This window comes from Achromobacter sp. (assembly GCF_032102605.1).
GTDB lineage: Bacteria > Pseudomonadota > Gammaproteobacteria > Burkholderiales > Burkholderiaceae_B > Achromobacter.
On sequence record NZ_DAMDGT010000005.1, the window covers coordinates 385,268 to 408,736 of the forward strand.

A 23,469-nucleotide genomic window follows, 5' to 3' on the forward strand; every position below is an offset into this window, starting at 1 on the left:
CCTCAGAAGCTGACGGTTTGCGTCGTTCCGTCTTGCAGGGTGATGTCGACGTAGCCCGCCAGGGCCCGGTCGGTAAAGGAAGTCAGCGTGCACGTCGCGCTGGCCACGTCCGGGACGGTCATGGCGGCGCGCTGGACGTGCTCCCGCACCAGCGCCAGCGGCGGCCGATGGCCCAGGAACTCCTCCCAGTACGGCACGCCCGGCAGGGTGTTGTAGAAGAGTTCGCCTCTGAACAACTTGATGGCGCTGGCGACGTCTTGTGCAACGGCATAGGGGTTGGTTGCCATCGCGATGTTCCCGGACGCGTCCAGGACCAGGTCCCAGGCCGTCCGGTCTAGCAGCAGTGTGTTCAATTTGGCGTCCCCGTGTTGGATGGCCCGCTTTGCACGCCGGGATGCGTGTGAGTGCTTCCCACGTCCTTGCCGTTGTTGCGCAGCGTGCCCATCGTGTTCATGTCGCCCTGCCAGGTAGACGAGCCGCCGAAAGACCCAGCGCCCTGCCGCACTGTCCCGTTCAATACGATTTGGGGCGAATTCAAAGCGCATTGCGTGCTGGCGTTCAGCTCGATGTCCGGCGCGGTGACCGTCACCTTCAGCGGCGACACCACATTGACGCCGCCGCCCGTGAACTGCACGTACTGCGACGGCGTTCCGTTCAGAAGACCGCCAAAGTACAGTCCGTCCGCCATGTCGTGCGACCGCCAGGATCCCGGATTGCTCTGCGCCCGGGACGCCTTCACGTGGGAGATATCCCGATTCGCGAAGGCCGCCATGCCGACGTCCCCGATTTTTGGGTCGAGGATGATGGCGTCCGCGCCGCCCTGCAGGCGAAAGTACGGCAGCCGGTAAAGGATGCCGTGCGGCACCGCGTTGCCCGCGCCATCTAGCTGGTTGACCAGTGGCTGCACGTCAACAAAGCCCACGGGAGACAGCCCGCCGGAGTTCGTCACGGACACCACCTTGACCAGGGTTGACGTGCTCAGGCGCAGCAGGGCCTGGCTGATCAGGAACTGAAGGGCGCCGAACTCGCTGTCGCCTTGGCCTGCTTGTGCGAGGCCGGGGTATCCGAATTGTTCAGGCATCTAGATTCCTTTTGCATGTGATTCGAGACAGCCAGGAACCGTCGGGAGCTTCCGCATCCAGCTTGTGCGACAGGCTCACGATCGTCCATTCGCCGTGCGCGGCTTCGATGACGCTGATTACTTGCAAGCGCTTACCAAGCGCGAGATCCGAGCTGTAGAGTGTCTTGAACTGAACGCCGTCGCTCGAAAATGTCGGGTAGCCGATGAGCCCCGTATCGGCCGAAATCGCAATTGGATCGCCGATCCTCGAGCCGCTCGCCGGCCAAATCGAAAGCACGCCACGATCGATCGTGAAACTGATGCGAGCCGCCTGCGCACAACTGCGCAATTGGTCCATGTCAGTGCCGCGAAAATAGGGGTTGACCAAGACACTGTCCACGCCATGGTTCTCGAAGCCATACCCCAGCGAGGCAGCGATATCGCGGACAATATTCTGGACTCGCGCTGCGCCGGGAAACGACCTGGCAGGCACGGGTTTCAGCTCTTTCGCCGACGCGACTTGCGCCTCAACTTCCAGTACGCCATCGGCGACCCTTTTATAGTTGGCCCATGCCGTATTTATGCTTCCTTCGTAGACCAAACGGCGAACATTTAAGTCATCCCACGCGAGCACTGTCACCAGGTTCTTTTCACGACGCTCTTCCATCACCGGCCCGATCGTCGTCAGCCGGTTCATCATTTCCTGATTCAGCCCATAGATCTTCAGGTTCATTTTTGTGCTAGCGGACGGGCCATGAACAGGAATATCAACGGAAACTCGATAGCCACTCAGCGTAAACGCAGGTCCCTCAACGTCGCCGAGCCTGCCCTTACCAAGGCTGATGATCACGTCTATCCGACGCTTGACGAAGCTCATAGCTCAAGGGGCTCCATGTAAGCCAAAACGAAGCGCGATCCGAAGCCGAGATACTCGGGGTCGGCATGCCCTTGGGTGTCCACGAACGTCAAGTCACCAAGGAAACCGAGGTACTCGGAGCGCACAAGCCGAACACGGTCATGGCAGAGCACTGAAGTGACAATCGGCGAGTTGTTGAGCCAGAGATCGAGATAGACACCAGTGCTTTTCTGGTAGACCGATATCTGGCAGTTCTGTCCGTTCAACATCACGCTGAGCGTTTGCGCGGGCACGCGCTTTAGCGGAATACCTTTCATTGGATAGGCTCCAAAACTCCGACCTTGTTGGCGTCTCGCGCGGGGTAGGCGTCAATATCGAACACCTGCACCTGGCCATTGCTCTGCTGATCGACTCCGCTGACCTCACGCGCTGCAGTCGATTGCAGCGCTGCCGTCTGCCGCACCTCATTGAGCGTCAAACTGACAACCAAACGGCTGGACCCGTTGCGCTCGCCACGGTCGTAGGAATACTTCACCAGATTGGCGGACGAGTAGATGATCTCTGGCGTCACCACCGCGTACAGCTCGGTGCTGGCAACGATTCGCTCCAGGACGGACAGCATGACGTTTCGCGACGCCGAATCGCCGCCATGCGCCAACTTGATGGTCGCTTCGAACGGAGTATCGACCTTGTTAAAGGTGGAGAAGCCGCCCTGCTCCACGGGAAAGTTGGATATCTGTCCGCCACGATTAAACGTAATGCCCAAGAAGGTGTCGAAGACCAGCACTTGCTGGCCATCGGCACCGTACAGCCCCCAGCGAGGAGGACCGTACGTCATATCTGTCAGGGCACCCAGTCCAGCGCTTGCCAGCTCAGAGAATGACGGGATGGTCACCTCGCGAAAGACTGCGGGAACTCCTGGAACTGGCGGAACATCAGGAAACGGAATGAATGGCATCAGAAGATCCCCGTATTGCCTTGTTGAACGAGCCCTTGGGAGCGCCCGATGTCCCCGAGGTCTCGAGCAACCCCTGGGGCATCCGTCGCCTGAGTCACGACCGTAATAGGTCCGTGGATATGCGTTTCTGACGTATTGCTGGTCGTCATCGTGCTGCTTGGCGCGCCGACTGCGCTGGCTTGCGCCGCCGTAGCTGTCGAAGCCGCCGACACACTGCCTCGTTGCAGGTCATCAGTGAAAACTGCACCATAGATCGCCCCCGCCGCGGCGCCGCGCCTGCGCGCTTCACCCTCATCGGCGCCGTCAGGTCCATTGAGCCAAAGATCGCGGTAGACGAGCTCGCCTGCCTGCATCGGCGTTTTACTGTCGGCCAGTTTCCTCCCGGTAGGTAGCCTTGTGTTTCTCAGCTCCCAGTCGACGAAGCGCAGTTGTTGCACAAGCGTTGACTCTCGTATATCTACGCCGATCGCCCGCTTGAAATCTGCTTGCCTTGTCGGATTCCATAGCCCAATTCCATAGGCGTTTCCGTTATCACCGACGGTCCGAGGATCCAAGTTGCTCTGCGCCTGCAGGTTGGCAACCAACCCGACGGCCGCCTCTCGGATGTAGCCCTTGGCCTCGAAGAACCTGACCGCGTCGACGACTTCCTTCCTTTTCAGCGCCGGACTGTCCCTGGCAGCCAGGAATTCAGGCTCGCCCACGTTCAAGTCCTTGCTATAGGTCAGCATCGCGACGCCTCCCGCGACGCGTCCAACCGCCTTCAACGCAGCGGGACCCACCCTGCTCAAAGCCGCGAGACCAGTTTCCACGGCTGCGCCGCCAAGCGATCCGAGGGCTGCCGCCACGGATCCCAAAGCCGAGGCCAGTTCCCACAGCGAGCTCACCCAAGACAGAATCTTGAGTGCTCCCAGCGCGAGCAATACGTTGTGCCATCCACCCACCGCCTGTGCCGCCGAATCAGCGATATCGATGAACGTCACGATGGCCTGCGCTACCCCATCAACCCACGCGACGATCTCCTCGCGGTTCTCGAGCAGATAGTCCCCCCACCCCTGGACAAGCACGAGCAGACGCTCAAGGGCAGGCATGAGCGCCACCAGGATCTTGATGCCTACGGATTCAAACGTGTCACGCAGATCAAAGTAACGCTCGTGCAGCCGCAAGGCTGCTTCGGCATCCCGCTCCGAAATCGACGAGCGCCTCTCCTGGGCCTGAAGCAACTTTTCCAGTTCGATCGGCCCACGCTTGAACAGGTCAAACAAGGCATCGTTGACGCCCATTTCCTGAGCAGCCTGCGCGGCCCGGGCCCTATCCTTCTGATACAGGTCAGCGATGATCCGCGACCTGGCCAGAAGGTAGGTGTTCCCGTCCCGGAGATCAGCAACGTTTCCGCCGTTCTGAAAAAAAGCGGGAAGAGATTCGGCAGCCAGTCCACGATTGAACTTGGCGACCTGGCCAGAAGACTCCCTCAGTTGGGCTGAGATGGCGTCCGCCGTCCCGCCGGCCCGGGCAGCCGCCTTCTGCCAAGCGGACAGCCGTTCAGTGCTGATGTCCAGGTTCTGAGCCAACTGGCCCAGAGCGGCCGCAGCGGCGATGGTGTCCACCGCGAAGCGCTTCGGGTCGAAGCCAGCAGAGACGGCCAAGGCATCGATGATGGTGGCCATGCAATTACCTCGGTTCAGATAAGACGCGCCTGTTGTGTGCGTCCACCGCAATCACCTCAAGCAGGTTGTACAGGTCTTCGGCGCCATAGACCGTCTGCAGGTCATGCAGCAGGACCGGGTGCCGGGAAATCACTACGCCAACATTCCGCGGAATGTTGGCGTAATGAATCAGGCGCGGGCCGCCACGGGAGACCTGGAGCCCGAAGTCGATGGGGTGGCGGCCGTAAAAAAATCCATGTGCAAGCCCAGGACTTTCTGGCGAAGCGTGAGCAAGGTCGCCACCTCCTCGATGTCGCCCGCGATCAGGTCTCGCGTCACCTCCGGACTTGGCTGGATCTGCACGCAGTCCATCATCTTGTCCAGCAGCGGCTTGGCGCTATCAAAGGGCAGCTTGGCGATGGCCTTGATGCCCATAGCCGCCACGCCGGCCAACCCCGCCTCGGCGATATTGGCCGGAATCTCAACGCCGGCGTTCATCAGCGCGAACAAGGCACGACCGGCCCAGTCCTCCGCGTCGTAGGCGGACAGTTCCGTCAGGACGAAAACCTTCCCCTTGTCGCGCCCTTCGGCGGCGATGGTCACGGTGATCTGCTTTCTTGCCATGTCACACCAATGCGGGGGAGACGTTTTGCCAGGTGATCTGGAACGCCATGGGTTGGAGAAGGGCCTTGGCGCTCGGCGCCGGGGGAATCTGCGTCAGCACGCCTCGGGTCAGCGTGTACTTGCGATCGATCGAGGGAACGTTGAGAGTCCCGTTCGCATAGAACACTTCCCGGGCCGCTTCGCTGGCCGCCATCCAGATTTCGAAGATGCGCATGGACGGCGAATCAGGCTGGATCGAGATGGTTTGAATCCGGGGAACCGGCACGTAGCTGGCCGACATCCGGCCGTCCACGCCCATGGTTACCTGAGCGGGGCTGGCCGCCTCGAAGGCGAATGCATTGTCGGAAGCGTAGCCCTCGATCTTCTGCGGCACCGGGAAAATCCCGCCCACGGCAAGCATCAGAACGGAATTGGCACTGGTCAAAGTCGCCATGTTGACTCCTTAAAGAATGGCCAGCGAGGCCAGGGTGATCTGCTGGACGGAACCGCCGTCCAGGTACCAGAACGTCATGGGTGGCGTGCCGCGGGCTTCTCGCACCTGCGGCGTCGCGTCCTTGATCTGCAGATACCAGCCGCGGGTCTGGAGCGTGTCCGAGATGTCCACGCCGGCCATGTTGTTGACCTGGGCCTTCTGCTGGTTCGACAGCGTCACGCCGGCGCGGATGGCGCCGAAGTTGACCGCGGCGTTGATCGGATCCAGGCACGCGGCGTCGATCAGCGTGTAGCCTTCGGTGTTGTAGGGGATGGAGTTCACCTGGGTCAGCAGCGACATCAGCGCCTGCTGGAACGCCGCGTTCAGCCAGATCTGGTTGACGTAGGTGTCGACCCACTTCCAGTTTCCGCCGACCTGACCTGGGTAGAAGAACCGGAAACGGTCATTGCTGGTGGCGTAGTCGCCATAGAAGTTGTAGCCGTTGTCGATCAGCGTCTGGGCGGTCGTGGCGTCCGTCACCGAATACGCCAGGCCGGATTGCCCCTTGAATGCCAGGGTGGCGCGGCCGTTCGTGCGTTCGAAGTCCAGCGACGCGATGGCGCCCAGGACAAACGCCGCATGCCGCACGTCCTGATAGACCGGCACCGAGCCCGAGTATTCGTTCGCGCTGACAATGGCGGCCCAATTGGACGTGTTGCCCTGCTGCGTGGCCGTGGCGTCGGTGTCCCAGCCAACGTAGACGTAGCGGTCGCCTTGCGCATTCGTCCATGCCGAGAACTCCACCTTGCCAGCCGTATCGGGCTCGAAGGTTGTCATGAACGCCGCCCAGTTCTGGGTCAGGTCGGTGATCTGGCCCATGGCCACGGCGGGCGCACCCGCTGCCGCGCCTTGCGACAGCACGGCGGCGGTCGCCTGCGTCAGCTTCAGGCCCGACGCGATCGTGCCGCTGCCGAACGACATCGTGCTGGCCTCGCCTTCCGTCGCGGAAGCGATCACGAAGGCGGCGCGTTGTGCGTCATAGGTGCAGGTCGCGCCCAGGGTGGTGAATGCCGACTGGATGATCGTAGCGGCGTTCGAAAAGCTCGTCGCCGTCGACAGGTCGATGTTGCCGGACGTCTTGGCCACGCCGTCAACGCTGACCGTCAGGACGCCGGACAGCGCCTGCAACTGGGTAAGTGTCACCGCGGCCATCGAGCCGCCGCGCAGGTACGCGGCAACAGGCGTCGCGGGGTACTGCGCGAACAGCAGGTTGCCCGGCTTGCGGGTCGAGTTGTCGAAGCCATTGAAGTACACGTCGGCCAGCGAGGCCTCGGTCGACGTGGGACCGAAGAAGCGCTGCACATCGCGCGCGGTCGCGAAACTCTGGACGGCGCCGATGGGGACGGCCGTATCGTGGGTGAGGATCAGGCCGTTCAAATCCAGCGCCGATCCGCCGGCTGCGATCACGCCCGGGACGACCTGGACGATTTCACTGGCGGGAATAGACATAGCATTAAGCTCCCGTAGGGTAGGTGGTGTCGACCTCGATGAGGCCCACGTGAAGTTGGTCCGCAAACTGCTGCGGCACGGTGATGGAAGGGTTGAACTGCAGGACGGCGTCGAACGCCCACCGTTCGAAGTTTTCGTTCTCTGCGCCGTCCAGGGAAAGTTGGCCGAGTTCGCCTGTCTCCAGCGGCTGCATGCGACCCAGCCGTTCCAGGAACTCGCACCCGTACTGGCTGCGTAGGGCGATGGACAAGATCAACGCCAGGTCGTGGGCGCGCGCGCCGCAGGCCTCGACTCGGGCAGTCCACTGCGTGGCCTGCGTCATGGTCAGCGTCCCTGTCGCAGGCGACGGATCGGCATAGGACGAGACAGGCAACGACAGCCCACGCGCGACCATGGGGGTAATGACAATGCACTCGCGCTGGGGGCTGGGCATCCCGTCTGAGCGGCCGCGAATCACTTCGCAGTCCACCAGGGTTGTGAAGAACGTGACCAGGTCCTCGACCAGTTGATCTTCAGTAATGCTTAGCTGAACGCCCATGAAGCGGGACTCCTGCCGAAGAAGTGAAAGCCAAGGCGATGCGCCCAAAAGCAAAAGCCCCGGCGCGTGGCCGGGGCTTCGTTTGTTTGGGGCGCAATGCCCCGGACCCATTGTGACCGATTGCGTGACCGGAAAGTCGCGGTCTTGTGACGGTACCGTCACACGTGATGCCGGCTGCTGCCTGACAGCTGCCGCGAACGTCAAACCAACGCAACGCGTCGTAAAAAACAAAATCCCCGGCGCGTTGCCGGGGCTTCGTTTGCTTGGGGCGCAATGCCCCGGGCCCATTGTGACCGATCACGTGACGTGAAAGGCGGGCTCTTGTGACGGCACCGTCACACGCCATGCATAGCTTCTTCCATGGCCGCCCTGTTCAGGCTCCTGAATAACCACGCTCCCCGTATCCTGCAGCGCATCCATGGCCCGCTGGATTCCCCTTTGCAAGCGAGTCTTCTCCGCCGCTGACAACGCCCGCCCATGCGAAACGTGACGCACCAGCTCCATCAGCCGGAACGACCGGCCGGGGTAGCAGGCCATCAGATCCATGACCTCGTGCGCGTACTTCATGCCAACCTCCTTTCGACCTGGCCGCGAAAGAGCCCCAGGTACAGCTTGTATTCGGTTTCAGTCAGGACCACGCCCGTCGTATCGGCGATCCAGTCCAGCGCCTTTGCGATGCGCGCCCTGGCGGTCAGATCGCCGAACATCGCATTTTTCTGCGGGTATTCGGCGATGACGATCATGCGTTCGTGCCAGGGCAACGCGGCATGCATCTCTTCCACCACCATGGCGTGATGTTGGTTGATGGGCCGGTAGTCGTCCTCGTCGGACACGTAGACGTGCATGTTCCCCACTGCAGCGCCCGACCAGGTCCACCGTACCCAGTTCCACATCAGATCGTCGCCGGTCAATTTATTCATCAGCCACCTCGCATTGTTTGCATTGCTTTCCGTAAGGCATGCCCTGAAGGTCACAGGCCGCCTCCACGCTCTCACCCTTGGCACGCTCAAGCATTTCCACAATGCCCAGGCTCGGGTGATCGCCGCGCGCGATTCGCGCTTCCCACTTTTCAATCCAGCTTCGATGCGGACGTCCGCGTTGCCTGAGGATTTTTTCCGCGCCCATTTTCTTTAGCGCCGTTTCTGCCTCGGCGCGCGTGGCCAGGGTGCGACCGGGCGCTGGAAGTGCGGGTCGTGGAGGCGGAACATCCGCCCAGAAACCCTTCGCCAGCTCGTCATGCAGCGTCTTCTCCCATCGGGCCTTGATCGCCCCATAGGTGCAACCCAGCAGATCGACGGTGCTGACGCCCACCGCCGCCCAGTAGACGGCGGGATGCGACCAGACGCCGGTCTCGCCCCGTCTGCGCGCGGACATGCCGCGCACCGCCTCGTGGTATGCCACTTCGGGAACCGTCCACGGACAACACAACTTGATGAACTGCGGCAACGTTGGCGGCCACTCTTGCGTAAGGCAGGCCACCAGGCCCCGGCGCACTTGAGCTTCGTCCAGGCCTTCCAGCTTCTGATTCCAGGAGTCCTTCAGCTCGCGAGCCGTCAGGCCTTGCCATTGCTGCGCGAACTTGGCGCCGTACATCAGCCACATTTCGTTCACCACCAGGGCGCCCAGCGTGGTGGGCTGGATGTCAGTGAGCGGCATCGATCGCCCCCATGAATTTTTCGCGAGGGCGCCCATCGTCCGCCAGCACGTCCCGCAACTCGTCGGCCCAATCGGCCAGGCGTTGCGCTCGGCTGGGCGGGTGGCCGGCTCGGCCCTGCGGCCGGGGCGGGAAGAGACCCTGATATCCGCCCGCAATGCTGTTTGCGATTACGGCGCCAGGCGTATGTCCTTCGGCCAGGTAGGCGGCAAGCTGCTGCAGCTGACGCCGCGCGCCCTCCTCCGTCACCGGCTTTCTGCGCGCTTTCCGGTCTGCAATCCAGACGATCCAGTCCTCGCGGTCAAGCCAATTCGGCAGTTCGATCGTCGATGCATCGAAGCCGGTCACCCGTTTGCGGGGGCTTGGGGGGTGTTCATTTGCTTCCTGGTTTCCGGTTCTTGTTTTCTGGTTAGCTTCCGATGCGGTTACGTTCGGGTTGTGATCGGGTTCGTCGCCGGATCCGAAAGAAAACCCGCCGGGTTGTTGTGAAGTTCGGTCGTCCTTTCTTGGACGTCCGCCTCGCCTGCCGTTGGCTTTGGCGGTCTCGGCTTTGACGCGATAAGCGGCAATCTCCACGTCGGCCCGCTTGTTGTGCCAGTGGCCATCGCGCAAGTCGAAGAACTCGCCGAGGATCTGCGCCGTCGCCTCCTTCTCTTCCTCGGTGCGCGCGCCTACCCACCGGAATACTTGCGGCATGTTGTCCATGATGGGCTGCTCTTCCGCGTAATAGCGGCGCAGCAGGCGGCTGTAGATGGCGTCTTCAATCAGGCTGAGATGCGTCGTCGCCTGTGCGTAATCGCCGATGTTGTGGCTGTAGTAATTCATGTGTGCTCCAGGATCCTGGCGGCGTGCGTGACGCCTAGCGAGGCGTTCAATTCCGATCTCGTAGGCAGGGTGCGTGTGCGGATGGCGTGTGGACGGGGACGCGGCAGCGCGCGCACGTCATGCCGGCCTGCCCTTGTCCGGCCGTAGTCGGTTTGTTTCCCATGCCTGGAACGAGTCGGGCCTGGCCAATCGCAGGAACTCTCGCCAGGCTTTCGGGATGCCATTGGTCCGCCACTGGGACACGGCCCCTGGGGTCAGCCCACACAGGCCGGCTACCCGGCCCGTTCCGCCCAAGGCGTCAATAAGAGAGGAATCATTGCTTCGTGCTTCCATGCTGAAATCTTAGAATGCTAAGATTTAAATTACAAGCCAGCTAAGAACAAATTTGTTTAGCATCCTAAGATGACCTTTCAGAAGCGAATCACACAGGCGTTCAACGACGAGGCCGCCCGCCGGGCGGACGCGGCCGAGCCACGCCTGACCAAGACAGACCTATGGAAGGCCGCGGGCGCGTCTTCCGGCGCGGCAACGCACTGGTTCAGCGGCGCCAACGGAATGGACATGGCGACATGCCTTAAGGTCGCCCCGCTCCTGCACGTCAATGCGCAATGGTTGTACGACGGCACGGGCCCGAAGCTGCCGGCGCGCAATGGCGCAAGCGCAGCCCCTGCTCCAGCCATCCCTGCGGCCCCGTGGCCATTCCCGGGCATCCCCGAGGAACAAGTGCGCGCATTGGCGCCGGACCAGCTCAACAAATTGCAGGGCGCGTTGGCCCTGGCGATTGCTCAATTGAAGCTGGGCATCGATGTTTATCCTGCCCCAGGCGCGTCACAAGCCGCGACGGTCTTGCGCAGCGACTCGCTGGTGGAGACGTATCTGTCCCGAGACGAGTTCCCGATGCGCATCGACGGCTTGGCCGCGGCTCCCTGGGAAGGCGGCAAGACCACGCACCAGACAGAGCGCGAGCATCGCGTGCGGATCAGCACCCAGACCGGCGTAGTGGCCAATGTTGGCGCCGGCGAGCCTCCCGCCGCAAACGACAAGTTCGAAAAAGTCCCCGAGCTGGCCGACGTGCGCCTGGCGGCGGGCGAGCCCATCGAGAACCACACCGAAGAACAGACGGGCATGATCCAGTTCCGCAAGTCCTTCCTGAAATCGGTGGGCGCGGGCAATGGAAAAGCCCGGGTGGTCTATGCGAAAGGCGACAGCATGGAGCCCGTCATTCGCGACGGCGCCGCGCTGCTGGTGGTTCCGAACGAAAGCCTGACCCTGCAGGACGTGGCGTCCGGCGGCGTCTACGCCATCAACTACGACGGCAAGATGATCGTGAAGACGGTAGCCAAAGACAGGCTCACCGGTTACTGGGTTGCGCGATCCTTCAACCCGCAGCACGCCGACATCCCGCTGGAGAACGGCGCCCCCGTGCGCGTGCTGGGCCGCATCGTCTGGGCAGGCGCCCGCCTGCGCGACGACGAAGCCGGACAGTGGGCCAAGGCCTAGCCGGCTGCGTTCAAGGCGGCGTATTGCCAACCGGGCGGCCGCGGCGCCGTCTCATGACGAACAGGGGTCTGCCCTGACCTCGTCAAAGACACCCGCAGCCTGACCTCGTCAAAGATACCCGCAGTCAAGGGGTCGCCCGGTTGCCCGCACACAGGCGTTGCCGGAATTCCGTATTGATATCCAGGTGCCAGACCGCGCGTTTCTCGCCGGACAAACGTGGCGGCACGTCTTTGATTGCCGAGTAGCGTCCGGCGTCATCGTCCCTGCCCCAGATCCAAAACCGCGAACCGTCGCTCGCCGCACAAAGACGCGCAGTCAGGTCCTCGTCCTGGACCAGCACGCGCTTTCCAACGACGGGATCAAACACCGCCGCGTCGTAAAGTTCCTTGCGCCAGTTATCGCGGGTGGGGATGGCCGGATCCCGCCAGTTGTCCACGATCCAGGCCGGATCCGACGCCTGGGTGTAGAAGCCCAGGTCAAACGGCAGTGCGTGCAGCGCGACCTGCGCGTCCTGTGCGCGCATTTCGCCGCGCAGTTGCTTCATCGCCGGGCCGACGCTGCCGCGCGGGTTGGTTGCCGCGACAATGACCGCCACCACGCAAACGACCGCCGCAATCGGGGCCGCGATGATTGCGCCACGGCGCTTGCCGGCGGCCCATGCGGGCGCGATGCGTTCGCACACCAGGAACGCCAGCGGCGGAAACACGGGCAGTATGTAGCCGATCAGTTTGGATTGCGGAATGGAAAAGAAGACCGTCACGACGGCAATCCAGATCGCCATCAGCCGGCGTAGTCCGTGCGGATCGGCGTCACGCCAGAACGCGCGGGTAAATATCGCAGCGCCCCAAATCGACCACGGCAGCGCAAGGCCGACCACGATGGGCACATAGAACCAGACCGGCTGCGCATTGTTGAATCCGCTCTGGGCAAAGCGCTCGAAATGTTGGTAGACAAAGAAATAATGAAAGAAGCCGGGAAACTTTGCCTGCATCAACCAGAACCACGGCACGGCGACCACGGCGAAAGCCATCAGCGCCGGCACCCAAAGCAAGGCGCGCACGCCGGGCATGTCGCGGCGCAGTAACAGCCACACCAGCACGATAGCGCCGGGAAGCGCCAGTCCGATCAGTCCTTTGGCCAGCACGGCCAAAGCCGCCAGCACGCCTGTGGCAATCGACATCGCGCGAAATGGCCTGCCATCGGCGCGCCGCAAGGCCGTATCGGCCGCCGCCAAAACGCAGAGGGTGATCATGCTAGCTACCAGCATGTCCATATTGGCAAACTGCGCCGCGCCAAAGAACAGCGGAGTCAGGGCCAGAATGACGACGGCCCAGCGCGCCTGGGCAACACTGCGGTAGCGAGCCACGAACCAGTACAGCCCCGCGCCGGCGCTCCAGGCCCCCAGCAGCGACGGCAGGCGCGCACTGAATTCGTGCACGCCAAAGAGCGCAAAGCTGATCTGCGCCAGCCAGTAATACAGCGGCGGCTTGTGGAAATACGGCATGCCGTCCAGCAGCGGAACCATGGGGGAATGACTACGCAGCATTTCCCAGGCCACGCCCGCATAACGCCCTTCGTCCGGCAAGGTCAGCCAGCGCGCCCAAGCCAGCGCGGCCAGCCAAACGCCAAGCCCCAGCAACACCGGCCAGGTCGAAGAGAGCTTTCCCTGTGCAACCGCATAGGGTGTGCGCGCCAGATCGACGCTCACGGCCGAACCTCCTGCGCGACGCTGGTAGCTACTGCGGGTGCAAAGCCGTGAAGAAGGCGCTGACGAAATTCGGGAGGCATGAAAGTCCGACAAAAGAAACTTGGAAATGGCACTGCATCCAGGATTATGGAAAGGCGCGCGTCAAGTTCTCATGAAATTTCGATGAGGGCTGCGGACAAGACCATCTGAGGCGGCTTTTTAGGGCCGGATCGAGCGCGGTAGGATGAATCAACCGACTGGAGGAGTCATGGAAAAAGCAAAGTGGGACTTTCAGATCGAGCGCCCTGTCCTGGACGACGCCGTCTGGCGTATCGCGTACACCCTGACATCCCCGATACCAGGAGTGCCTCCGGAACGCATCGCCATTGACGAGCGGTTCCACTCCGCGCATCTGGCCATCGAAGAGGCGACACGCCTTGCGCAAATTCACGTCGCTGACTTGAACGGAGACACCGCGAAGTTTGAACGACCGAGCGATTCAGAGGTGCCGTTTGACAAGGATCAGCGGTTTTAGCACCCGTCCTCGAGACGCCGTGTGAACGCACGGCTGGCTTACTCGCTTAGCCCAAAGCACCCGGCCAGGTAGAAGGGCTCACCGCGGGATCCTCATACACACATCCACGTGTGTGCCCCGGTCCAAATCCGCGCCGGGCATTTCTGCCCACTCATCCAAGGCGAGCAGCTCACCCTCGATTTCGCCCGACTCGACGCGTCTGGCCACGTCATCGAGCAGGTGAGTCCGGTTTACGAATCCCGTGCCACACCAGTCGCGAACGAATAACCGATATGCCAGATTGGGCATCTGTCCTTGCATGACGCCAAGATCCAGGATTATCCCCTGCTCGTTTCGAATAAGGAGTTGGCCGGGACGGGCATAGATACGGTAGATGCGCCAGGGCGCGCAAATGGCGGAGCGACCCGCCGTTCTGGTCGCGGTCGGCGAGGCGCTTTGAGAGGATGGCGCGGAAGACGGCAGAAACCTTGCAATCGTACTTGTCACGCGGCTAAGGGATTTCTTGACGACAGTCACGGCGCATCCACGATAGGCGTGGCCGCGTTTGTCGGTACGCGAGTTTCTACCGAAAATGGCGCAGGAAAATCGAGTCGGATTAGGCACATAGTCGCAGTTCCATATGGCGATACGGCCGGGTGACCCTTGTTCAAACACCATCGTCCAAGAGTACGCGACATCCGGCGGGGTGGATGGGATCAAGGACGACCGTTACACAAAACCTTATGCTCACCACGCTGTAAGTGCTGCGTGGACCATGGCTAATGTCCACGCAGAGGGGTCTGGTGCCAATTGGAAACGGTGGTTGACTTGGAAGATACCCGCTTCCATAGTGGACATGCTGCTTTTCGAGTATCGCGATTTTCGTCCGGTTTTGCGCCCTGTCAGGTGCTTCATTGTTCGCTGTCCTTTCCTTGACTAGCTCCATTTCGGGCCAAGCCCGCTAATTAAGGAGTAGAAGAATGGAAACCGGAATTGTTAAATGGTTCAACGATGCCAAGGGCTTCGGATTCATCATGCCGGAGGACGGAGGCAAGGACCTGTTTGCTCATTTCTCAGAGATCATCAGCGACAGCGGTCACAAGGTGCTGATGGAGAACCAGCGTGTCAGCTACGTCACGGCGCAAGGCGCCAAGGGCCCGCATGCGACTCAAATTCGCACGCTTTGAATCGCTGCCGGGCAACTGGCTGAAGGAATGACCATGTCTCACAACAACATTATCTACAAAGGCTATAGGCTGTCGGCACGGGTCTCTCGCGTTTCCGTCGGCGGGAGCAGCCGGCCGGCGTTCACTGCCACGGTGTCCGTGGAAGAGGCTATGGACGAACAAGAGGCCGTGGAAAGGCACGTTGTGCCTTTTTTTGCCACCGGCGGATTCGTTGCCAGCCCGGCGATAGCGGTCGATACGGCAATAAATCACGGACGTTGCATGGTAGACGCACACTCACTCGCCCGATGAACACAGCCGGAAGGTCTGTAGAAGTGGGCGAGTTTCGCCAGCGGGCAAACGGCGCCACGACAAGTTCAACAACCCGCAGCGAGCGCTGCGGGTTTTTCTTTGGGGGATCATTCAAACTGTTGCCCAAAACCAAAGGGCCGAATCCCTTGTTTCAAAGGAGCCGGCCCCGCAAATTGATATCAAGCTGCCTGTCAAAGCAGCTTGATTTTTAAATCGCTTTGATCATCGTCGCCATTGGACCTTTTTGACCTTGGCCCGCAACAAACGATACACGCTGGTTCTCTTCAAGAGATTTGTGTCCATCACCCTGAATTTCAGAGAAATGGGCGAAGAGGTCTTTGCCGCCCAGCTCCGGCATGATAAAGCCGAAGCCCTTGTCGTTGTTGAACCACTTCACAATACCAGTTTCAATCTTCAATGTAAGTCCTTGATGTGCAGGGAAAATTGTCCCTGCCCGCACTATGGACTCATACCCTGGGCAAAGATACAACCGTTGCAAAAAGAAACACTCGATGCCTATCGTTTGACCCCCTCTGAGCTCCGATGCGCTCGAGCCTACGGTTGCACGCGTCCGGCGGGACGCCCTGAACGCCTGGATTTACCGAAGAGCATCGCCTACGCATTGCGACTGGCAGATAGCGGTACTCCGGGTCATCATCGTCCCCACAACTCACTCGGTCATCTGACCCCGCATGAGTACGTTCAAAAGTGGAGCTGCTCTCAGATGAGGTAAACCTCCATCCGGAGAAAAGCGGAGCCACGTCATTCGTGCGGCTCGAGATTTAAACACGGGAAAATTCCCAAGAAGTGTTCAACTCGACCGCAATACTTTCGAGTAAAACGATTTGCTCCCTCACTTCCTAAACCAAGTCTCGGCATCGAGCGTCGCGGCTTAGTGCGCGAGAGATTTCAATTGCAGCTATCAGCGCGGCAACTGACAACACGGCTTGAGCCCATACTGTCCAACCTTCCCATGTGAGATGTCCCAACGGAAGATGGACGACGACGAGTATTGCAAAAACCACCGCCAAACGGTTGCAACAGCGCCGCTCTCAGCGCTTTCCTGGCCAGATCCACAGCCTGATCCAGTTCTGGTTCTGGAGCGGCCTGCATACGTCCGAAGTATTCGGCTTGCAATGGCCGAACGTGGACTAGCATCAGGACGCGTCCTGGTTGCGGAAGCTCTTGTGCGACGTGCGCCGAAAGACCGGACAAAGACGGCTTTCACCAGCCCATGGCTGGGATAACGCCGGCCTTCTGCGCGAAGCAGTTGGGCCACAGCGTGAAGATGTTCCTGAAAACCTATTCCAAATGGCTGGATGGCGATCAGGACGATCTGGAGATGAGCCGATTAGTAACGGCGATCTCCCCAGATATCCCCGAGAAAGCAAAACAGGCGCCTAAGCGCCTGTAATGTAGGGGAATTCTTTGGGGTGGCTGATGGGGCTCGAACCCACGACAACCGGAATCACAATCCGGGACTCTACCAACTGAGCTACAGCCACCACTGGTACTGCTAAATACCTTGCGGTGTTTCCGCGCTGCTGGGCTTTTGCCTTTCGGCTTTCGCTTTCGAAATTGCTTTCAAAAGAAGCTCAACAACGAAGAGGCCGAATTCTAGCACGTTTTTTTGAAGATGCGAAAGCGCCCTCGCAAAACCGGTCTTGCCAGCGACGACAGCCTTGCTATTCTTGCGCATGGTTCACCTTTGGAGGCCGCGTCTCACGCCATCGCTATGGATCGCATACACGCCATCTTGACGGATTACTGGCCGCATATTGCCTTTGGCATCAGCGTCGTCGCGGGCACCGGCGCTGCAGTGCATGCCGCGATGACCAAGCAGGACGTGCGGGCGGCCATCGGGTGGGTCGGGGTGGCGATGTTTTCGCCGCTGCTGGGCCCCTTGTTCTATTTCGTGGCGGGCATCAACCGCATCCGCAAGACGCGCGTTTCGCAGCAGCGGGACGATGCCATGTTGGTGGATGCGGAACAGGCAGAGACGGCGCCGGTGGACGTCGTGCCGATTTCCGGCGAACAATTCGCCTCGCTCAAGGTACTGGGCGATCGCGTCAGCCGTTTCCAGCTGTTGGGCGGCAACGAGGTGCGGCCGCTTGCCGGTGGTGACGAGGCCTATCCTGCCATGCTGCAGGCCATCCGCGAAGCGCGCCACAGCGTGGCGATGCAGAGCTATATCTTCGACAACGATCCGATCGGCCGTGAAATGGCCGAGGCTTTGATCGAGGCGCGGGCGCGGGGTGTGGAAGTGCGCGTGCTGATCGACGCCGTGGGCTCGAAGTATTCCCGCCCGCCCATCGTGCGCATGCTGGCGCGCGCGGGCGTGCCGGTGGCGCGGTTCATGACCAATCCGCTGGGCGTGCTGCGGATGCCCTACGCCAATCTGCGCAGCCACCGCAAGGTGCTGGTCGTGGATGGGCGCGTGGGGTTTACGGGCGGGATGAACGTGCGGGCGGCTTTCGTCACCGCGCTGTCGGGTGACGCCACCAACCGCGATACGCATTTCCGCATGGAAGGCCCGATCGTGACGCAGCTGATGTCGGTGTTTGCGCACGACTGGAACTTCACGACGCACGAATCGCTGGGGGCCAGGCCGTGGTTCGATCCCGAGGCGCTGCCCCCTTCGGGCAAGGTGCCGATACGCTGCGTCCCGTCGGGCCCCGATCGGGCGCTGGGCAGCACGCACAACATGCTGCTGGGCGCGCTGGCCGTGGCCCGGCGCCATGTGCGCATCCAGTCGCCCTATTTCCTGCCCGACCAGACGCTGATCGGCGCGCTGGCCACGGCTGCGCGCCGCGGCATCATCGTGGACATCGTGATCCCGGGAAAGAACAACCTGCGCCTGGTGGACTACGCCATGACGGCGCAGCTTGACCAGGTGGTGCGCACGGGCTGCCGCGTGTGGCGGTCCAGCGGCGCGTTCGATCATTCCAAGCTGATGACGGTGGACGACGCGTGGACCTACGCGGGCTCGTCCAATCTGGACCCGCGCAGCCTGCGGCTGAATTTCGAGCTGGACACCGAGATTTACGACCCGGAGGTGGCGCGCTGGATCGGCGCGCGCGTGGATGCGCTGATCGCGGGCGCGCGCCGGGAAACGCTGGAAGACCTTCTGCATGCGCCGTTTCTCAGGCGCCTGCGCAACAAGGTCATCTGGCTGGCCACGCCTTATCTATAGACGGCCGCGCCACGCCTTGTCCGTGGCCGGCCGCGCCGCGCCACACCTTCTTTGTAGCCGGCCGCGCCGCGCCGCCGGAACTAGCCGTCCGACGCGGGCACCGCGGCCTGGCGCACGGCGAACACCGCGCTGGCCTTCAGCATGGCCCGCCCGTCGACCTGCAAACGGCACGTGGCGTAGATCAGCCGCTTGCCCTGCTTGTCGATCTGCACATGGGCCTCGAGCCAGTCGCCGGGATTGACGGCGTTCAGGTATTCCACGGACATCTGCGCCGTGACGACGGATACGCGTGCCTGTTCGGAGATCACAAAACCCAACGCACTGTCGGCAAAGGTGGCCAGGAAGCCGCCGTGCGCCATGCCGTGCATGTTGCCGTGGGCGGCGTTGACCCGCAGCGCCAGGACGTTGTCGGCCTCGCGGCGATAGAACGCGCCCAGGTCGGTCAAATGGCGCATGAACTGGCTGCTGGGGAGCCAGGGGATAAAGCCGGCGGGAATGGAGTCTGTCATGGCTGCCGCGGGAAGCGTTTCCGATAGAAGATCCGCCCAAGTATTCCAGACCGCCGCGCCGGGGCATAGCGCGGCGGTCGGCGCGCGGACAATCCGACAGGCCCCGGCGGGCTTCTGGGGGTAAGATTTACGGCACAACAATCACCCCACATGGCAGGAGCAGTTGAAGATGGCGAAAGTCGGCATGGTTGGTATCGGCCTCATGGGCCACGGCATTGCAAGCAATCTGGTCAAGCACGGACACGCCTTGACCGTGCTGGAGCACCCGGGCAACCAGCCCCTGGACGCGCTCAAAGCTGCGGGCGCGGTCAGCGTCGCCAACGGCGCGGAGCTTGCCGCCCAGTCTGACGTGATCATCCTGTGCGTCACGGGCAGCCCGCAAGTCGAGGCCGTGCTGATGTCGGCCGGCGGCGTGCTCGAAGGCCTGCGCCCGGGCACGGTCGTCATCGACTGCTCGACCGCCATCCCCTCTTCCACCGTCAAGGTGGCGCAAGCCGTCACCGACAGCGGCGGCCGCTTCCTGGACGCGCCGATGACGCGCACGCCGAAGGAAGCCGCCGAAGGACGCCTGAATCTGCTGGTGGGCGGGGACGCCGCCCTGTTCGACGAATGCAAGCCCATCCTGGCCTGCTTTGCCGAAAACATCACGCATGCGGGGCCGGTGGGCGCCGGCCATCGCATGAAGCTGCTGCACAACTATGTGTCGCTGGGCGTGGTCGCCCTGCTGTCCGAGGCCGCGGCTTGCGCGCTGCGTTCCGACATCGATCCGGCCGTGTTCGCCGACGTGTTGACCAAGGGCGGCGGCGGCGGCGTGGCGCTGGAGCGCATCAAGCCTTATCTGCTGGAACAGGATCCGTCGTCGCTGCGCTTTTTCATGTCGAACGCGCAGAAGGACCTGTCTTACTACAACACCATGGCCGCCGAGACTGGCGCGGTGCGCGAGATCGGCGCCGCCGTGCAGCACACGTTCGACCAGGCGGTTACGCAGGGCGGCGGCGACCGCTACGTTCCTGAGCTGGTGTCGCTGCTGAAGGACCGGTGATCATTGCGGCCGAGGCGCGAAAGACCCTCTCGGCCGCATTCGACGACGCCCGCATTACGAGCGCACTGAAAGACGCTCAACGCCCCCCGGCCACTGCCGGGCGCGGCGTGCGCAGGATGCCGCGAGGCGGCAGGCGCAGGGAAATCAGCGCGGCCAGCAACAGCAGCACCCCGGCCGAACCAAACGCCACCCAGTGCGTGCCGAACGTCTCGAAGGCCCAGCCGCCCAGCCATGAGCTGATCATGCCGCCCACCTGGTGGCCCAGATAGGTCAGCCCGTACAGCACACCCACGAGCCGGATGCCGTAAACATCCGCCAGGATGGCCGACGACAAGGCGATGCTGCCCGCCCAGACGACGCCGCCGATCGTGGCGGCGGCATACAGTTCCCAATGCGCGCCGACCATGACCAGCGCGAAAAAGCCCAGCCCGCGCACCAGGTAGATGGTGGCAAGGATGTTGCGGCGCTCGACCTGATCGGACATGCGGCCCAGCACCAGCGTGCTGAAGATGGCGACCAGGCCGATCAGGCCGATGCCCAGCGAACTGGTGGTGGCGTCAAAGCCGTGGTCCATCAACATGGGCATGCCGTGCGTGCCCAGCAGGTTCATGCTGAACCCGCAGGCGAAAAGGCCCAGCGCGACCTGCCAGAACGGCAAGGTGCGCAGCGCGTCGCCCAGCCGCGGCGCGGCCGCCTTGGCGGCGGGCTTGGCCGAGGCGGATTTCTCGACGATCTGATGAGGCAGCAGGTCCGTGTGCTCGGGGGCCTCGTCACGCACGACGAACAGGGCCGCCGGCACGGTCAGCAGCGCGAACAGCACGGCAAAGCCCAGCAGGGTTTCCTGCCAACCCACGGCGGAGATGGCGTAGGTCAGCGTGGGCGTCATGAGGGCGATGCCCGCCATCGAGCCCGTGGACAGGAAGAACAGCGCCATGCCGCGCTGGCGCGTGAACCAGCGGCTGATCACGGGCGTCAGGGCGACGGGGCTGGTGAAAGCCAGGCCGATGGACAAGGCCACGCCGAAGGACAACAGGAATTCGAGCGGGCCGCGCGCGAAAACGGTCCAGATGGAAGACGCCACGACGATGGCCGTGCCGACCAGCAAGACGAAGCGCGTGCCGCGGATGCTGACCAGATAACCCGCCAGCGGCATGCCCAGCCCATAGCAAAGCATGCCGATCGCCACGATGCCCGACAGCAGGCTGCGCGAGAAACCCAGGCCATCCGCCATGGGCAGGAAAAACGGCCCGATGCCCATGCGCAGGCCGACCGTCAACAGGGTGAGTACCGTGGCGGCGCCGACGATGTTCCAGCCGAAATACCAGCCGCCCGACTCTTGCTTGTCCAATCTGTTCTCCTCGGTGTCTTCTTATGGCCGCTTTGCGCGCCAGGACTTGCGGACACCGTGGGGAGGCGCCGAGCGGGGCTCAGCGGTCGACATGGGCGGGAAGGGCCAGGCGCGTATCGGCTTGCTTGTTCCGGCGGATGCAAACCGCCAGACGCGTCATATTACTCCCCGCTATATATGTATTGCGCTCGCGCGACGGCATTCCTGTCCGGTGAGCGGCCAGCGTGCGCTCGGGGCTGGCCCGGGCGCGCCTGAACGCTGCTAAGCCGCCTGTTCCAGGAATGCCTGCAGGGCGGGCACGGTATTGAGCACGTGCTGGCGCATCGCGGCTTCGCACCGGTCGGCATCGCGGGTTTGCAGCGCGTCGATCAGTTCCTGATGCGATTCGCGCACGCGCAGGACACGGCCCGGCTGCGCGGCCCACAGGCGCATGTAGGGTTCGACGACGGAGTGCAGTTCGGATATCTGGTTCAGCAGGCGGGACTGGCGGCAGAAGCTGCACAGGTATTCATGGAATTCGCGGTGGGCGGTGGTCCAGTCCAGGTCTTCGCTGGCGCCCTGGTCCAGTTGTTCCAGCATGTGGGTCAGCCGGCGGATGTGATCGGCGCTCATGTTGAGCACCGCGTTGCGCGTGGCCAGCCCTTCCAGCACGGAGCGCATTTCGAAGACTTCCAGCATTTCCTGCTGGTTAAGCCCGCGCACCACGGCGCCGCGATTGGCGCGGATCTCGACCAGGCCTTCCGAGGCCAGCCGGCGCAGCGCGCCGCGCACCGGCATGCGGCTGGTGCCGATTTCGGCGGCCACCACGTCGGGCACCAGGCGCTGGCCCGGCGCATAGCGGCCAAGCCGGATCTCGCGCTGCAGATGCAGGTACGCCTCGTCTTCGGCGCTGATGGCTGTCTTCTGAAATTGCAGCACTTACGTCCCCAGGCTTGGAAAGCCGCCATGATAGTTAAGCGCAAAAATAACACAAACTGGATCCAATGATCCATGGATGCAAACACTAATGGCCTGGCCGCCCGAGCTTGCGTCTAATCCAGACGGGACGCGCCCGTCGCGCCCGCCTGGCCGGAACGGGCAAGAGACCCGCCCGGTGTTTACGCTTTTCATCACGCGATCAAGGGGAATCCATGAAATTTCGTCTCATCCGGGCGCTGGCAGGCGCCGCCGCCGTGGCCTTTGCGGCCCAGGCCGGCGCCCAGGCCACTGACTGGCCGCAGCATCCCGTGCGCATCGTCGTGCCCTTCCAGGCCGGCTCGGCCACGGACCTGATCTCGCGCCAGCTTGGCGCGGCGCTGTCGACCGAACTGGGCCAGCCCTTCGTCATCGAGGCGCGTCCCGGCGCCGCCGCCGCCATCGGCAGCGCGTCGGTCGCCCGGTCTGCTCCGGATGGCTACACGCTGTTGATGGGCGGCCCGGCCGCCGTCGTCACCAACCGCTTCCTGCAAAAGCGCCTGGCCTACGATCCCGATTCTTTCGCATTGGTGTCCCTGGTCGCCTACACGCCGAACATCCTGCTGGCCAACCCGTCGCAGCCCTTCAAGACGCTGCCCGAAATGGTGGCCTACGCTCGCGCCAACCCCGGCAAGCTGACCTATGCCTCGTTCGGCACGGGCACGACGTCGCACATGGCCGGCGAAATGCTCAAGTCCGTCGCGGGCATCGATATCCTGCACGTGCCGTACAAGGGCGCTGGCGAGGCGATCCCTGCCCTGCTGAGCGGTCAGGTGTCGATGTACTTCGACACCATCATGACCGGCCTGCCCCAGGCCAAGAGCGGCGCGCTGCTCGCACTGGGCGTGTCCAATTCGCAGCGTTCGTCGCTGGCGCCGGACATTCCGACCATCGCGGAACAAGGCTTTTCGGGCTACGACATCGCCCCGTGGTACGGCCTGGTCGCCCCCGAAGGCACGCCCGCGCCCATCCTCGAGAAGCTCAACAAGGCCGTCAACAAAGTGCTCGCCGACCCGGCGTTGCGCGGTAAGCTCGCCGAAGCCGGCGCCGAGCCGCGTGGCGGCAGCCGCGAGGAATTCGCCGCCTTCATCAAGGCCGAGATTCCGCGCACCAAGCAGTTGATCGACCAGGCCGGCATCACCCCGCAGTAATTTTCTTAACGAGT

At 62.6% G+C, this 23,469-nt stretch carries 28 protein-coding genes and 1 tRNA gene; 7 read left to right on the forward strand and 22 right to left on the reverse strand.

The window, feature by feature from the left end; translation table 11 throughout:
• Positions 1–2: 2 nt before the first annotated feature.
• The 14 genes from RT614_RS14635 to RT614_RS14700 form a co-directional block, all read right to left on the reverse strand.
• Complete coding sequence (locus RT614_RS14635) at positions 3–353, reverse strand: hypothetical protein (RefSeq protein ID WP_313622828.1); 351 nt, start codon at positions 351–353, stop codon at positions 3–5.
• On the reverse strand, positions 350–1,081 hold the full coding sequence (locus tag RT614_RS14640) for a Gp138 family membrane-puncturing spike protein (RefSeq protein ID WP_313622829.1): 732 nt from the start codon (positions 1,079–1,081) through the stop codon (positions 350–352). Before RT614_RS14640 ends, RT614_RS14635 begins: the two co-directional genes overlap by 4 nt.
• Positions 1,074–1,937, reverse strand: a complete 864-nt coding sequence (locus tag RT614_RS14645; RefSeq protein WP_313622830.1) for a baseplate hub protein — start codon at positions 1,935–1,937, stop codon at positions 1,074–1,076. The genes RT614_RS14640 and RT614_RS14645 overlap by 8 nt, the downstream gene beginning before the upstream one ends.
• On the reverse strand, positions 1,934–2,233 hold the full coding sequence (locus RT614_RS14650; RefSeq protein WP_313622832.1) for a phage baseplate plug protein: 300 nt from the start codon (positions 2,231–2,233) through the stop codon (positions 1,934–1,936). The genes RT614_RS14645 and RT614_RS14650 overlap by 4 nt, the downstream gene beginning before the upstream one ends.
• Entirely contained in the window at positions 2,230–2,874 is a 645-nt protein-coding gene (locus RT614_RS14655; protein ID WP_313622833.1) for a phage baseplate protein, read from the reverse strand. Before RT614_RS14655 ends, RT614_RS14650 begins: the two co-directional genes overlap by 4 nt.
• Positions 2,874–4,538, reverse strand: coding sequence for a phage tail tip lysozyme (locus tag RT614_RS14660; protein WP_313622834.1), 1,665 nt, complete (start codon positions 4,536–4,538; stop codon positions 2,874–2,876). Before RT614_RS14660 ends, RT614_RS14655 begins: the two co-directional genes overlap by 1 nt.
• Positions 4,539–4,706: 168 nt before the next feature.
• Positions 4,707–5,120 (reverse strand): hypothetical protein, encoded by a 414-nt coding sequence (locus RT614_RS14665; protein WP_313622835.1) that lies wholly within the window; start codon positions 5,118–5,120, stop codon positions 4,707–4,709.
• Between the two features lie 22 nt (positions 5,121–5,142).
• Positions 5,143–5,574 (reverse strand): phage tail fiber protein, encoded by a 432-nt coding sequence (locus RT614_RS14670; protein WP_313622836.1) that lies wholly within the window; start codon positions 5,572–5,574, stop codon positions 5,143–5,145.
• Positions 5,575–5,583: 9 nt separating this feature from the next.
• A complete protein-coding gene (locus tag RT614_RS14675) occupies positions 5,584–7,062 on the reverse strand; it encodes a DUF3383 domain-containing protein (protein ID WP_313622837.1) in 1,479 nt (492 codons plus the stop codon).
• 4 nt (positions 7,063–7,066) lie between these two features.
• Positions 7,067–7,600 carry an LIC_12616 family protein gene (locus tag RT614_RS14680; protein WP_313622838.1) on the reverse strand — a complete coding sequence of 178 codons (534 nt, stop codon included), beginning with the start codon at positions 7,598–7,600 and terminating at the stop codon, positions 7,067–7,069.
• 297 nt (positions 7,601–7,897) lie between these two features.
• A complete protein-coding gene (locus tag RT614_RS14685) occupies positions 7,898–8,167 on the reverse strand; it encodes a hypothetical protein (protein ID WP_313622839.1) in 270 nt (89 codons plus the stop codon).
• Positions 8,164–8,520 carry a hypothetical protein gene (locus RT614_RS14690; protein ID WP_313622840.1) on the reverse strand — a complete coding sequence of 119 codons (357 nt, stop codon included), beginning with the start codon at positions 8,518–8,520 and terminating at the stop codon, positions 8,164–8,166. Before RT614_RS14690 ends, RT614_RS14685 begins: the two co-directional genes overlap by 4 nt.
• Positions 8,513–9,256, reverse strand: a complete 744-nt coding sequence (locus RT614_RS14695) for a hypothetical protein (RefSeq protein WP_313622841.1) — start codon at positions 9,254–9,256, stop codon at positions 8,513–8,515. Before RT614_RS14695 ends, RT614_RS14690 begins: the two co-directional genes overlap by 8 nt.
• On the reverse strand, positions 9,243–10,079 hold the full coding sequence (locus tag RT614_RS14700) for a YdaU family protein (RefSeq protein WP_313622842.1): 837 nt from the start codon (positions 10,077–10,079) through the stop codon (positions 9,243–9,245). The genes RT614_RS14695 and RT614_RS14700 overlap by 14 nt, the downstream gene beginning before the upstream one ends.
• 402 nt (positions 10,080–10,481) lie before the next feature.
• Between RT614_RS14700 and RT614_RS14705 the strand changes: the two genes are divergently transcribed.
• Positions 10,482–11,579 carry a S24 family peptidase gene (locus RT614_RS14705; protein ID WP_313622843.1) on the forward strand — a complete coding sequence of 366 codons (1,098 nt, stop codon included), beginning with the start codon at positions 10,482–10,484 and terminating at the stop codon, positions 11,577–11,579.
• 124 nt (positions 11,580–11,703) lie between these two features.
• Here RT614_RS14705 and RT614_RS14710 read toward each other — a convergent pair whose 3' ends face one another.
• Complete coding sequence (locus RT614_RS14710; protein WP_409558472.1) at positions 11,704–13,287, reverse strand: ArnT family glycosyltransferase; 1,584 nt, start codon at positions 13,285–13,287, stop codon at positions 11,704–11,706.
• Between the two features lie 247 nt (positions 13,288–13,534).
• Between RT614_RS14710 and RT614_RS14715 the strand changes: the two genes are divergently transcribed.
• Entirely contained in the window at positions 13,535–13,801 is a 267-nt protein-coding gene (locus tag RT614_RS14715; protein WP_313622844.1) for a hypothetical protein, read from the forward strand.
• A 78-nt stretch (positions 13,802–13,879) separates the two neighbouring features.
• On the opposite strand, the gene RT614_RS14720 is transcribed toward RT614_RS14715, so the two are convergent.
• On the reverse strand, positions 13,880–14,317 hold the full coding sequence (locus RT614_RS14720) for a hypothetical protein (protein WP_313622845.1): 438 nt from the start codon (positions 14,315–14,317) through the stop codon (positions 13,880–13,882).
• A gap of 443 nt (positions 14,318–14,760) precedes the next feature.
• On the opposite strand from RT614_RS14720, the gene RT614_RS14725 reads away from it, so the two are divergent.
• A complete protein-coding gene (locus RT614_RS14725) occupies positions 14,761–14,967 on the forward strand; it encodes a cold-shock protein (RefSeq protein WP_313622846.1) in 207 nt (68 codons plus the stop codon).
• 499 nt (positions 14,968–15,466) lie between these two features.
• Here the strand turns inward: RT614_RS14725 and RT614_RS14730 are convergent, their stop codons facing one another.
• Positions 15,467–15,676 carry a cold-shock protein gene (locus RT614_RS14730; protein ID WP_313622847.1) on the reverse strand — a complete coding sequence of 70 codons (210 nt, stop codon included), beginning with the start codon at positions 15,674–15,676 and terminating at the stop codon, positions 15,467–15,469.
• 864 nt (positions 15,677–16,540) lie between these two features.
• On the opposite strand from RT614_RS14730, the gene RT614_RS14735 reads away from it, so the two are divergent.
• The gene (locus RT614_RS14735) at positions 16,541–16,672 is read left to right on the forward strand and encodes a hypothetical protein (protein ID WP_313622848.1); all 132 of its coding nucleotides are present in this window, start codon (positions 16,541–16,543) and stop codon (positions 16,670–16,672) included.
• A gap of 15 nt (positions 16,673–16,687) precedes the next feature.
• On the opposite strand, the gene RT614_RS14740 is transcribed toward RT614_RS14735, so the two are convergent.
• Positions 16,688–16,763 (reverse strand) — tRNA-His (locus RT614_RS14740).
• An 11-nt stretch (positions 16,764–16,774) separates the two neighbouring features.
• Positions 16,775–16,957, reverse strand: a complete 183-nt coding sequence (locus tag RT614_RS14745) for a hypothetical protein (RefSeq protein ID WP_313622849.1) — start codon at positions 16,955–16,957, stop codon at positions 16,775–16,777.
• A gap of 36 nt (positions 16,958–16,993) precedes the next feature.
• Here RT614_RS14745 and RT614_RS14750 point away from each other — a divergent pair, with 36 nt between their 5' ends.
• A complete protein-coding gene (locus RT614_RS14750) occupies positions 16,994–18,451 on the forward strand; it encodes a phospholipase D-like domain-containing protein (RefSeq protein ID WP_313622850.1) in 1,458 nt (485 codons plus the stop codon).
• Between the two features lie 80 nt (positions 18,452–18,531).
• Here RT614_RS14750 and RT614_RS14755 read toward each other — a convergent pair whose 3' ends face one another.
• A complete protein-coding gene (locus RT614_RS14755; RefSeq protein WP_313622851.1) occupies positions 18,532–18,960 on the reverse strand; it encodes a PaaI family thioesterase in 429 nt (142 codons plus the stop codon).
• 169 nt (positions 18,961–19,129) lie between these two features.
• Between RT614_RS14755 and RT614_RS14760 the strand changes: the two genes are divergently transcribed.
• Positions 19,130–20,002 carry an NAD(P)-dependent oxidoreductase gene (locus tag RT614_RS14760; RefSeq protein ID WP_313622852.1) on the forward strand — a complete coding sequence of 291 codons (873 nt, stop codon included), beginning with the start codon at positions 19,130–19,132 and terminating at the stop codon, positions 20,000–20,002.
• A 76-nt stretch (positions 20,003–20,078) separates the two neighbouring features.
• Here the strand turns inward: RT614_RS14760 and RT614_RS14765 are convergent, their stop codons facing one another.
• Positions 20,079–21,350: an MFS transporter gene (locus tag RT614_RS14765; protein ID WP_313622853.1), complete on the reverse strand. Its 1,272-nt coding sequence runs from the start codon at positions 21,348–21,350 to the stop codon at positions 20,079–20,081.
• A 261-nt stretch (positions 21,351–21,611) separates the two neighbouring features.
• Positions 21,612–22,268, reverse strand: a complete 657-nt coding sequence (locus RT614_RS14770) for a GntR family transcriptional regulator (RefSeq protein ID WP_313622854.1) — start codon at positions 22,266–22,268, stop codon at positions 21,612–21,614.
• Between the two features lie 212 nt (positions 22,269–22,480).
• Here RT614_RS14770 and RT614_RS14775 point away from each other — a divergent pair, with 212 nt between their 5' ends.
• Entirely contained in the window at positions 22,481–23,455 is a 975-nt protein-coding gene (locus tag RT614_RS14775) for a tripartite tricarboxylate transporter substrate binding protein (protein WP_313622855.1), read from the forward strand.
• Positions 23,456–23,469: the final 14 nt, after the last annotated feature.